The following is a 12,866-nucleotide window of genomic DNA, read 5'->3' on the forward strand; positions in this document are numbered from 1 at the left end:
CTCCTACTCAACACTCACGGCGTAAAGGTTATGCTCTGGTTTACCAGCAAACATAATAGCTCCTTCAATCGCATCAAATTGAGGCTCTACCACCCATTGTTGAACGGGCGGTGACAGCCAATGCAGGATGCGTTCAGCAATACTGCCCATTAAGCAAATACGAGTCGCCCCGCGTTTGTTTAACGCAACCAGAAACATCTCAATATCGGCAGCGGTCTGCTTAAGCATTTCAATCGCTAGTGCATCACCTTGTTCTGCATGTTGGAAAATTGCTGGAGAAAATTGACCGTAATCGCGAGGTAGAGCTTGTTTAGACCATGCCACTATGTTGTCGATGTCATTTTCAAAATGAGCCATGACATGCGCTGCTAGAGGTGTTTTTTCACGGATGCCATCTTCTGCTAGCAAGACTTGTTGAATCAGGCGTAATCCCATTACTGCGCCACCGCCTTGGTCGGAGATCGGGAACTCACGTCCACCAACAACGTGCTGCTCAAGGCCTTTCAGGAAAATACCGCAAGAACCGGTTCCAGCAATCATAATTGCGCCATCTTTACCGCTGTGCGCGCCAATACAAGCACCGTAAGCATCAGTGTTGAGTGTCATACTGGCAAATGGGTGTTCCAAAGCCATGAATGCTTGCCAAGAGGTTTTGTGTTCAGCTCCCGCAAGAGCTAAGCCAACGTGCATAGAGGCAAAGTCTTGCTGAGTTAGGCCGCCTTGCTGCGCTGCTGAAGCTATTGATTCAAGAATGGATGCCATTGCGACTTCCGCTCCCAGCATGATGTTTGCACTGCCGCTTTTCGCTTCACCAATGAAGTTACCTTGCGCGTCTTTGATACGGGCTCGGCATGAAGTGCCGCCGCCGTCAATACCTACAAAATACATCCCCATGGTTATTGCTCCTTAATTTCTTGAGAGTTCGCTAAAGTCGAAATGTGCTGAGCCTGACTCATTACTGCGAGTAGGTACCAAGCGCCATGCGGGATCCATTGTTCTCCCCAACGCCAGTTCTGAAGCATGTCGTCTTTCTGTGCTGGTGGATTAAATGCAATGTCTTCCTCATCTTCGAAACCGCCGGTGATACCGTTGCAAACGCCACCTTTTGCGTTGAAGAAGCCATATTGAGGAAGGTAGTCCGGATTGTTACGGCCATGACCGTCCAACATGCACATGTCGTACGGGTTCAGGCCCACAATCCAGTTGATAGAATCTTGTGCGAGTTTAGAAAGCTGCTGCTTTAGAGTTTCTGACTCAATAAATGGTTGCGCCAAATACGCCATGGTTGCCAGTGAACCTAAGCGAGCATTCTCACCTTGCCACCAGTAACCCGATTCATTGTTGTGTGCCACAAAGAACGCATCACGTTTTGCTTCGTCCACGCCTTTTACATATTGGCGCGGGTAACCAAATGGGTTCTTCACTCTATTGGTGATAGAGACTTCAAACTCACAAGCTTGGGTGATGATTTGTTTTGCTACTGAAGCGCGCTCAGAGTCGTCTTCAATCGCCAAGTATTCACATAGCGCGATAACAGGAAGCCCTGCTTCTGCCGCATGGAAGTAAGGGCGGCTGCCATCATGATTGGCAGCCCAAAAATGTTGAATGTGCTCATCACTCATTTGACGAGCAGAAAGACGATTTGCCCATACGCGGCTGTCTTCTAGGTAGCGTGTTTCTTTGGTGGTCTTGAATAGCTCAACGGCTGCAAGCAATGCGCAGTATTCATCGATGATGTTCTCTTCACCATCGTTTAGATATTGGGTGTTGTGCTCTTTTAAGTGCCAGTAGCCGTTTTCTGCTGCATTACGGTATTTTTGTTGGTCGAACTCACCGTGAAACTCCAGACGTGCTGCTGAAGCTAATGCCGCAATGCTAACGCCAGCACCTTGTCGGTAACCGGCTTGGTAGTCATCAAACTTATGACCAAGTTGGGTTTCGTAGGCGCAGATTTGACGTTGAGCTGTGTCTTTACTCCACTTGTCGAACACGGTCATGTAGAAGAAGCCTTTTTCGTTTTGCATACGAACAAGGAAGTCTGCACCGAACAGGGCTTCTTCAATAAGGCGAGTAGAAGTGAATTTAGCCAGTTTGTCGTTGCCTTCAAGCAGAGACGAACCTTTCAACATGTTCCACACCACCATTGGTGTCTGCTGTGGGTTTAGGTAGTTTGCGTATGACAAGTGACTCAGATATTTACTGACATCGCCTGAAGCGTCATACCAACCGCCGTGAACATCTGCGGTTTCGTCGGAATTTAGCAGTGGAACCTGACGATCTTGTTGATCAAAAATGCCACCACAACGTTGAGACTTAAAGTAGTGGATCACGTCAGATAGTGTTTGATCGAGAAGAATATGTTCACCAATTTCAAAGTGAGATGAACGCAAATGATCGAAACGAAGGTAGTAGTTACCAGGAGTATTAAATGAAGAAAAGTCTACAAGATAGAAATGACCTTGATGCCAGCTCGCTACTTTGCCTTGCTTTTCCACTGTTAGCGTAGCGACAGTTTGGTGGCTGTCCGCACAAACCAATAAAGCAGTATAAGAAGACAGACGTGGTTGGCTTGTCTGGATGATCGCTTTTTTAGGGCCCAGACGCTCGTAACCAATGTGGTTAGTCAGTAGCAGCATTCAAGTTTCTCCGGGAAACAATAAAATATAAAGGGAAAAAGGGGCCAGATTTATACCTGACCCTCGTTATGATTAATCTTCAAATAAGTAACAACGAACAAAGTGGTTGTCAGATAGCTGAGTTACAGCAGGCAGTCGCTCACGACATTTGTCTGTGGCATGAACACAGCGTCCTGCGAATGGACAACCAACTGATTCTGGCGTCCAAAGTGGTATCTCGCCTTTGTTGCCTTTCAACTTCTCGTGGATTGACTTTGATGGATCAGGAACGGCAGAAACCAGCAGTTGTGTGTATGGGTGTTGAGGATCGTGAATGATTTCCTCTGTGTCACCCCACTCAACCATGTGGCCGACGTACATAACCGCTAGATCTTCAGCGATGTAACGCGCTGTCGCGATGTCGTGCGTGATGTAAAGAAGAGACATTTGTTTCTCAAATTTCATCTCTTCCATCAGGTTAAGAACACCGGCACGGATCGATACATCAAGCATTGATGTTGGTTCGTCAGCCAGTACCACTTCTGCACCAACCGCAATGTTACGAGCCAAGTTCACACGCTGGCGTTGACCGCCAGAAAGTTGATGTGGGAATTTTTGGGCAGTTTCCTTTGGTGGAATAAGACCAACTTGTTCGAGTAGGTCGTACACGCGCTCTTCCAACTCTTTTTTGTTGCCCGGAGAAACCTTCTTGTGGATCAGAAGTGGGCGAGCAATATGGTGGAAGATGTTGTGTGTAGGGTTTAGCGAGCCAAACGGGTCTTGCCATACCATTTGCACACCTTCACGGTAAGTCATCAAATCGTGACGAGAGGTGATGTCTTGAATATCACGACCTTTGTACTCGATGATGCCATCGGTTGGTGCGTACATTTTAGCAATCATTTTTGCAGTAGTAGACTTACCTGAACCAGATTCACCTACCACTGACAAGCCACGGCTCTTGTACATTTTGAAAGATACGTCGTTGATTGCACGCATCTTAGATTGTTTGATTGAGTTACTGTTTAAAGGGAAGTCCTTAACGACATTTTTACCTTCAATCAGCAGTTCGCCGAATTGTTTGCTCATAATTCTCTCCAGTGTAATTTTTGTTCTTAGCTAGCGTTATTTTTTGTTGTTAAACCTTAGCTTGAGCAATGGTGTCGCCGTACAAATGACAATTTGATAGACGACCTGGTTCAATTTGACGCAGTTGCGTTGGTACTCGTGTACATGCTTCATGTACGCGGTCGCAACGAGCTTGGAAGCGGCAACCTTGTGGTACTTCTAGCAAGTTCAGCGGGTTACCCGGAATACCAGTCAATTTGGTCTTTGGACCAGTTAGTGGAGGGAAAGAGCTACCCAAACCTTTGGTGTAAGGGTGGTAAGGACTCTCCAGAATCTGCTTAGAAGGTGCAACTTCAATTAATTCACCTGAGTACATGATGCCGATACGGTCAGAGAACTCGACCATCAAAGACAAATCATGCGTGATGAACAGGATTGAGAAACCAAACTCTTCTTTAAGCGCGTAAATCTTTTGTAGAATTTCACGTTGAACTACTACATCTAGTGCGGTAGTTGGTTCATCCATGATGATCATTTTTGGGTTCAGAGCCAAAGCGATTGCGATTACTAGACGCTGACGCATACCACCAGAGAACTGGTGTGGGTAGTCGCTTAAGCGGCTTGGGTGGATATCAACGATTTCCAGAAGACCTTCAGCTCGTGTTTTTGCTTGAGCTCGCGTCATATTGGTATGACGCATGATGACGTCGCAGAACTGTTCTTCCATAGTAAGAACAGGGTTCAAAGCGTTCATCGCACTCTGGAATACCATCGACATTTCGCTCCAACGGAACGCTTGCATACGGTCATCACTGTACTGGAGGATATCTTCGCCATTGAAAATAACCTCACCACCAGTGATAAACGCAGGCGGCTTATGAAGGCGCATTAGCGAGAAGGCAACAGTCGATTTACCACAGCCTGATTCACCAGCTAGGCCGAATACTTCGCCGGGTGCGATGTCAAAGCTGACGTTGTTACAGGCGCGGACATCGCCCGCATCTGTAATGTAGTCTACGCATAGGTTACGGATAGAAATTAGTGGTGCAGTCATGATTATTTATCTCCGCTCCATAGTGCATTTTGTGGTGCCAGTTCAGGCTCACGCTCTTTCTTGTCTTTTGCTGCTAGTTTCTTCCAGCGCTTCATGCCTTTGTGAGAGCGAAGCTGCGGGTTCGCAATTTCATCAACGGCGAAGTTAAGTAGAGCAAGACCTGTAACCAGTAACGTTAGTGCAATACAAGGTGCTAGAACTTCCCACCATGCGCCGATTAGCATCGCCGATGAGGTTTGTACGTTGTACAGCATGATGCCCCAACTGATGGTGTTCGCATCGCCCAGACCTAGGAACGAGATTACGGCTTCTGTGTTGATTGCTAGCATTACTGAACCGATGAAGCTTGCACCTACGATTGGGATAAGGTTTGGTAGAATCTCAACGAAGATGATACGAAGAGATGACTCACCAAGAACCTCAGCCGCTTTAACAAATTCTTTTTCACGCAAGGCCATGGTTTGAGCTCGAACCACACGTGCACCCCAAGCCCAGGAGGTACCGGCAATGATTAATGCAATGGTGAGTGGCCCTGCCTCCCCGATAAAGGCGGCAAGTACGAACAGTAATGGCAGTTGTGGGATAACTAGCATGATGTTCATGGCAGCACTTAATACGTCATCAACACGGCCACCAAAGTAACCTGCTGAGATACCGATAACTGTTGCTAGGAAACAAACGATAATACCCGCACCGAAACCAACACCTAGAGATACTCGCGCGCCGTATGCCACTTGAGACCAAATGTCACGACCCATGCGAGACGTACCTAGAACGTGGTCCGCTTTTTTCGACATGATAAGCGTACGACGGTCGTCGGCTAGATTTTTAGCCACCCAGCCATCAGGGTTGTTTTGCGCTTGTTTTACAATAAAGCCAGGGTATTCATGTGGGTTACCCGTGCGTTTGTCTGGTGCGTGTTGAGTAATTAAAGGAGCAGCCACTGCAACAAAGATAAACAAAGCGATAATGGCTAAACCAACACGTGCGAACGCGTTACCTAAAATCAGTTTAAATAGTTCTTTCATGATTATTTGCCTCCCTTACGTAGGCGAGGGTCTAGAATCATGTACAGCATGTCAGCCATTAAGTTGAAGCACAGCATGAACATTGTCATGATAATTAGCTGACCTTGAAGTACTTGGTAGTCACGTGCGTGAATTGCGTTTAGAAGCACCGTGCCTAGGCCTGGGTAGTTGAAGATCATCTCGATGATAAGCTGACCACCGATTGCCATACCTAGAGACATTGAAAGTGCAGTAACACTTGGTAGTAGCGCGTTACGTGCAGCATAGTTAAATACAACACGGTTTTGGCTTAGACCCTTACCTTTTGCCATCGTGATGTAGTCTTCAGCAAGAAGGTTGATCATGTTGTTACGCATATTTACTAGGAAGCCACCAATCTGAACAATCGTTGCACAGAACAATGGAAGAACCGCGTGATAACCAACGTCCTTTATGAATTCCCAACTTGTCCAGTCAGGAATGGTACCCGGTGTGTAAGCGTAACCAGATGGGAACCATTTAAGACCGATTGCAAAAATAAACAGCGCTAGCATCGCGATAACCATTTGCGGGATTGCTTGGATAATCAGCGTTCCAGGCGTTACAAATGCATCGTATTTGCTACCACGTTTCCATGCTGCAAAGATACCCAGTACAGATGCAATAGAGAATGAAAGCACAACTGCCGTACCAGCTAGGAATAGTGACCAACCAAATGCACTGCCTAGTAGAGAGTTAACTGAAAGCGGGTAGAACTGGATAGAAGTACCTAGCTCCCAGCTTAGAATGTTTTTAATGTACGACAGGTATTGAACATAAATTGGACCATCTACGAAACCTAACAGCTCTTTCATTGCTGCGATTCGCTCTGGTGTTACCTGTACTGATGCGTTAGCAAACATCATGGTAACTGGGTCACCAGGCATTGCTCGCGGAATAATGAAGTTTAACGTCGCTGCAACCAAGAGCGCGACAAGATAGAACGACAAACGTCTTAAAAAATAACCCATAACTCACACCTTACTCACCCAGATTTTTTCCCTGTTTCTGGTTTCAGGTCGCTCCTAGCGAAATTTAGAGCGAAAAATCCCCTGACGACGAGCGCCATATGTTGGTTTGGTCACAAGGGGATTTTTATAGGCGGCACACGGGATGTGTGCCGCTAGAAATGAACTTCTACTTATTTAACTGGTTTTAGATCCAATACGTGAAGTAGACGCTCTGGGATACCAGCCCAAATGTTTGGACGGCCCTTAGGATTTTCTTCGTTCCACCAACCTGTGAAGCGAGTTGTGTTGTATTGGTACATGTAAGCACCAGACAATACAGGAATAGTCACTTGGTCTTGAGCGATGATTTGCTGGATACCGTGAGCGATTTCTAGCTGTTCTTGCTTATCAGCTGTTTTGTAGAAGCTGTTAAGTAGGCCATCTAGCTTATCGTTCTTGTAGAAGTGCATCGCGAAACGAGGCATACCGTCGCCAGACTGAAGTGCTGAGTTGTAAGCACTGTTCCAGTAAGTGTATGGGTCTGCACCGTGGAAGTAGTTGGTGTACGCAACATCGTAAGTACCTTCAAGCATAGCTTGGTTGTACACAGAGAAATCTGGTGTACGAGCACGTGCTTTGATACCGACTTCTGCAAGTTGCTCAACAGCAAGCTGTACAGTGTTGTTGAAGTCAGTCCAACCGTTTGGAGATTGGATTAGAAGCTCGAAAGACTTACCTGATGGAGTGTCAACAAAACCATCTTTGTTTACGTCTTTGAAGCCAGCTTTAGCTAGAAGCTTCTTAGCGCCTTCAGCGTTGTATGAGTTGTAAGCTTTGAACTTGTCATGAGTCTTTTCGTCAGACCAAGCTTCGAATGCGTAGCCAAGGCCAGATGCGAAGTCGTTCACAGTACCGCCGCCGTAGAAAGCGATATCAATGATAGTTTGACGGTCAAGAGCCATAGAGAATGCACGACGGAAGTCAACGTTAGTTAGTGCTTCGTTTTTCGCTGCATCTGGGTTCTTGAAGTTTACAACGAATGCCTGTGTACCTGCTGGCGGGTACCAGTAGTGGTGTTTAGGGCTCGCTGCTGCGTAAGTACGGTCGATATCTGGAACGAATGAAGAAGTCCAGTCCATCTCACCGTTTACAACTTTACCTAGGAATTGGTCGTTGTTTGCGATTTGTGGAACACGTAGACAGTCAACGTCTAGGTTCGCTGCATCCCAGTAGTTCGGGTTTTCACACTGGATGTACAGTTGAGGAGTGAAAGTGTCGATCACTGTGAATGGGCCAGAACCTACTGGATTTTCGTTAGTGAATGTTGATGGATCTTTCACTTTGCTCCATACGTGCTTAGGTACAACTGGTACTTTAGCAATTTCGTAAGGAACGTTTGAGTTTGCTTCGCTTAGACGGAACTTAACTTTGTAATCGTTAACTTTTTCTACGCCAGTTACCCAAGAGTTGATACCAGATTGGTCTAGCTCTGGCTTCTCTTTAACTAGGTTGAAAGAGTAAACAACGTCATCAGCGGTAAACGCTTCGCCGTCAGACCATTTTACGCCTTTACGGATATCGAAAGTTACGCTCATTAGGTCGTCAGACATTTGGAAGTTTTCTGCTAGACGGAATACCGGTGTGTTACCGTGCATTTCGTTGAAAACAACTAGAGGCTCGTAAATAAAGTCAGTAGTTGTGTGCAGGTTAGTTGCACCCAAGAAAGGGTTAAAGTTACGAACAAAAGTTGTAAACTCTTTAGGGTGGATAGTCAGTTCACTGCGCTCAGCGGCTGTAGCTACTGATGCGAAACCTGTAGTAGCCGTTGCAATAATTGCTGTTGCTAGTGCTGTTTTTTTAATATTGGCAAGCATAGCTGTTCCTTACTATTTGCTTTCATTTCACTAATGGAATTGAATGTCATCAATTGATAAACACTCTCCAAGGCCCACCTCTTCACTACACTTCAAATTGTGTCGCTCTAAGAGTGGCCTGTAGGCCTTAGGCAGGACTAAGAAAACACCTTATCCACAAAATAATCAAACTCGATTCCCGTTAAAAACGTTAAAAACTAAGCCAACTACGTTACAAACGTCATTTTGTTCGTTTTTAAGTCTCTGTAGGCTAAAAAATAAACGTTGATATGTGTCGCAGTTTATATCCTCGCAAATACTACGTGTTAGTGGTTGCTTACGTCATGGGTCTTTTATTATATGCTTATTTTGTGTTCTCTTTGCTTTGGCGATCTGGCTCACACACGAAAATTTTGTTAATTAACTAGGTGAAATTTAATCTGCCGTTCTGTTGTGATTGACTTCGCAATCTCCGTTAATTGTTGGTCAATTTTCCCTTTAAAAGTAAAAAACAGCCCATTTCGGCGATGAAATTTGGCGGCTGATTATGCTTTTTTTATAGGGGAAAGGAAGTGTTTTTTCTGCGTATTTGTTCGAAATGACACGATGCTATTTGCCGTCGCTCAGCCCAGAAAAAAACTTGGTTTAAAAATGATTCTGATATGTTGCTTCCAAGTCTTATAGGAAGGACTGAGGTGGGAAAGTGGTTCATTATTGAGTGGTGAATGAGGTGAATACATTTGAGCATTGCTGTGGAAGCTAGGATGGCTGCTTTTACTATCAAAAAAAGCCCTGCGCGAGGCAGGGCTTGAATTAAAATAGGCATGCTTAGCTCGTGAGGAGCCTTTGCAGTTTGTCCCGCTGTGCTTCGATGTAAGCACGTTCTGGGCTTTGTTCTTTACAGTGCTCAAGAATAAACTCTATCGAGTTTAAAACGGTTCTCCAGCGAGGTGTTTTTGGCAAAGTTTCGATGCGCATGTATTTATCAAGTGTTCGAGTCTGTAATGTACTGCGGTCTAGGTAAACACGCCAAAAGCCGCTTTGCTCAGCGAAAGCAAACTTGGTTTCTCCTGTAACGGACTCCCAGTATTCTAAAGCATGTGTCATCGCATCAACCAGCACTTCACGCATCAACTCTTGTTTATCTTTCTTATTGCCTAATGCTTTGTCGGCAAGACGAGTAAACTCTCCGCCCAGCTCTTTCAGTTTTTGTAGTTGATCTTTGTCTCCATCGAACGCATAGCATGAAAGAACTTCTACTGCCGTTTCCAGATTATGAATACGTGCTGCGTTTGCTCCACCACCAACGTTAAAGATGTACATAACGTCTAAACCAGAGCCTTCTGGCAGTTTGAGAATGTCTGCTTCAATGTTTTGACGAATATCTTCGATGTAGATATCAATCTTGCCACAGTAGTGTGGTTGCTTGACGGTTAAGAATTTTGGCGCAATGAGTTCATCAGCTGATGAGCGTTTTAACTGTTCTAGGCTGCGTTTGAAGAGTTTACAAGCCGCCTCGTTGGCAAAGCGAATTCGTTGGTCTTCTCGCAAACAGATGATGGCCTCTGGAGCAGATTCAAGTTGCTCTAACAAACGTCCTTGTGTTTCAAGTAAACTGGCTTCGACTTCTGCGCGTTGACGCAGCTCAGATTCAAGCAACTTGTTTTCCATGTGACGCATTTCGGCTTTGCTTGCTGTCAAATGCGCTTGGATTCGAGCGGCTAGTTCTTGTTTATTAAATGGTTTGGACAAGTAATCATTTGCACCAGCCTCGAAGCCTCTTACACGATCTTCTGTCTGGCTTAATGCCGTTAACATGATGATCGGCAGTTCTGCGTGGTCGTAAGTGTTACGTAACTCGCTACATACCTGGTAGCCACTCATGCCTGGCATCATGATATCCAATAGCAACAGCTCTGGTTTCTCTTGTTCAATTAACGCTAGCGTATCAGGGCCATCTGAAATCGTACGCACTCGATAGCCTTCCAATCGTAAGAAGCTCTCTAAAACGCGTAAGTTTACTGGTTCATCATCTGCGACGTAGAGTAGTGGACCATCCGGGTTTTCTGGCAGAGATAAGTCGTCGGTGTTTTCCAAATTTGCTTCAGGGATTTGGAAGTGACCACGAGCCGCCAGAGTTTGTGTTGCTTTTATTTCCTCTTCTGTTGCAAGAGGTAAAGTGAAGCTAAAGGTTGTTCCTACCATTGGTTGACTGCTGACATACAGTGAGCCGCCCATCAACTCGATAAGCTGACGGCTAATGGATAGGCCGAGTCCTGCACCCTGACGGTAACGACTTGCATCTTGGCCCGCCTGAATGAGCGGTTCAAAGATGTGCTCCAAATGTTCCGCTGGGATACCTTGGCCAGTATCAACGACTTGGACGCGCACCTGATCGTCCACCACATTTGCGGAGATGACAATTTTACCTTCTGAGGTGTACTTAATTGCGTTACCAATCAAATTGTAAAGCACTTGCTCTATACGTTGTGGATCGGCAGAGACCGCTTTTAAATCCGCAGGGACTTGGTTAATGATGCGGATTGTTTTGTTACCTAACAGGTGGCCAGAGAGTTCCAGTACCAAACGTGTTGCACTTGCTAAGCTTACCGCTGATTTTTGGATATCCATGCTGCCATAGCGCATCTTATGATAATCCAATAAATCATCAACGAGATTTGCCAAGCGCTGACCACTCTTAATAATGATGTCTAGCTGGTATTTTTGGCTCGAAGGAATCGCACCGTTTGCGCCAGATACCAATGTCTCTGCAATCCCCACCATGCCGTGTAGCGGTGTCCGCAATTCGTGAGACGTAGTTGCTAGGAATTCATCTTTGAGTTTGTCTGCTAATTGCAACTCCTCGTTTTGCTTTTGAATCAACTTAATGTTGCTCTCAAGCTCTTCGTTTTGTTGTTTAATCGTTTGAATCTTTTCTCGAATTGAGCGCTGCATACGTTCAAAGCTGATCGCAAGACGCCCGATCTCATCTTTTCGCTGAGTATTAAAGGTTGTCTCATCTAAGTCACCAGCAGACACTTTCTCTGCTGCCCAAGTAAGCTTGAGTAGCGGCGAAGTGATGAAATTAGATAAGTAATGTGAAGCGATAACGACTAATACAATTGCAATCAACATCGCAATCACAAACAGTTTCTCAAGCTGATGGACACGGGCAAACGCTTCTTTTTCAGGAAGCTGTACGACTAGCGCCCAAGTTAAACCACGAGTTTCAATGGGTGCAAACGCCGCGATCATCTCTTCACCTAAGCGGTTGCTGTAAGTGCCTACTTCGGTTTCGCCCGCGAGTGCTTTGTCGATAATTTCTAGGCTGTTTTGGATGTTGTCTTGCTTGGTGTTAATTGTACGAGGTTTGTGATCACTGCCAACCAACAAAGTCTCAATAGAAGAATCACGGTTAATTTCTGCAATTAGCTTTGTAATGCCATTGTTTGGTAGTCGGAACATGGCATAGCTGTGCAGGTAACCTTGCTGAACAATCGGCGCACCTAGCCAGGCGACTTGCTTACCGTTTTCGATCTCAAAGTCAGAAAACACAACAGGTGTATAATCTTCATTGACTTTACGACGCGCATTAACGTCCTCCGACAGACGTTTGAATGTTCGGCCCAAGGCGCTGTCTTTATAGCTGCCAGTCAGTAAGTTTGTGCCGTAATTGTCATCTTTATTGATTGAATAAGTCACGTTGCCGTCAATATCGACCAACAAGATGTCGTTGAAGTCAGAGCGCTTTAACAGTTCTAGATACGCCCAGTGGTAGCGTTTATGTAATAGGCGATAACGCTCACTACCAACATAGTTAGAGGACTCTGGCAAAATTGAAGTTTTTATCTGGTCGCCACTGCCTTGGATATAACGTTGCTGTGCGTTCTCTCTCGCTTCGTCAATATCATGCCCTAGGCGACTGAATGCATTGACTAAACCATAGAATCGACCACCACTGGCATACGCCAATTCTGAGCGAACAAAGCCCATGACCTCAGTTTCTTGAGCCGCAAAGTAGTCGATGATCTGTTGTTGCTTCGTGTCACGCACAGAAAGTAGGTGTGAGGTACTTTGTTCTTGAAGATCTTTACTGTGTGACTGCAGGAAGAAAATCGCAGTGATCGTTAAAGGCGTGATACTAAGAACCAAAAACGCGGTCATTAGCGTGCTTTGCAGGCGCTTAAATTTCTGCTTTTTGTAGAATTTAAACATGAATAAGATTACAACTCATAAAAGGGCAGCGACCAAATTACTAGGGCTTGCCAAGGTTCTCGTTA

8 protein-coding genes are annotated in these 12,866 nt (G+C 45.5%); all 8 read right to left on the bottom strand.

Going from position 1 to position 12,866, the window contains the following annotated elements:
* Positions 1 to 3 precede the first annotated feature (3 nt).
* A complete protein-coding gene (locus C1S73_RS13955) occupies positions 4 to 894 on the bottom strand; it encodes a glucosamine kinase nucleotide-binding domain-containing protein (RefSeq protein ID WP_038865831.1) in 891 nt (296 codons plus the stop codon).
* Positions 895 to 896: 2 nt separating this feature from the next.
* Positions 897 to 2,636, bottom strand: a complete 1,740-nt coding sequence (locus C1S73_RS13960; protein ID WP_038865832.1) for a glycoside hydrolase family 9 protein — start codon at positions 2,634 to 2,636, stop codon at positions 897 to 899.
* A gap of 72 nt (positions 2,637 to 2,708) precedes the next feature.
* Positions 2,709 to 3,704: an ABC transporter ATP-binding protein gene (locus tag C1S73_RS13965; RefSeq protein WP_038865834.1), complete on the bottom strand. Its 996-nt coding sequence runs from the start codon at positions 3,702 to 3,704 to the stop codon at positions 2,709 to 2,711.
* A 49-nt stretch (positions 3,705 to 3,753) separates the two neighbouring features.
* Positions 3,754 to 4,737 (bottom strand): ABC transporter ATP-binding protein, encoded by a 984-nt coding sequence (locus C1S73_RS13970; RefSeq protein ID WP_005386550.1) that lies wholly within the window; start codon positions 4,735 to 4,737, stop codon positions 3,754 to 3,756.
* A 2-nt stretch (positions 4,738 to 4,739) separates the two neighbouring features.
* The gene (locus C1S73_RS13975; protein WP_038865839.1) at positions 4,740 to 5,765 is read right to left on the bottom strand and encodes an ABC transporter permease; all 1,026 of its coding nucleotides are present in this window, start codon (positions 5,763 to 5,765) and stop codon (positions 4,740 to 4,742) included.
* A gap of 2 nt (positions 5,766 to 5,767) precedes the next feature.
* On the bottom strand, positions 5,768 to 6,754 hold the full coding sequence (locus tag C1S73_RS13980; protein ID WP_038865841.1) for an ABC transporter permease: 987 nt from the start codon (positions 6,752 to 6,754) through the stop codon (positions 5,768 to 5,770).
* A 170-nt stretch (positions 6,755 to 6,924) separates the two neighbouring features.
* Entirely contained in the window at positions 6,925 to 8,607 is a 1,683-nt protein-coding gene (locus tag C1S73_RS13985; protein ID WP_038865843.1) for an ABC transporter substrate-binding protein, read from the bottom strand.
* 807 nt (positions 8,608 to 9,414) lie between these two features.
* The gene (locus C1S73_RS13990) at positions 9,415 to 12,801 is read right to left on the bottom strand and encodes a response regulator (RefSeq protein WP_038865845.1); all 3,387 of its coding nucleotides are present in this window, start codon (positions 12,799 to 12,801) and stop codon (positions 9,415 to 9,417) included.
* Positions 12,802 to 12,866 lie beyond the last annotated feature (65 nt).

The organism is Vibrio jasicida 090810c (assembly GCF_002887615.1).
GTDB classification, from domain to species: Bacteria; Pseudomonadota; Gammaproteobacteria; order Enterobacterales; family Vibrionaceae; genus Vibrio; species Vibrio jasicida.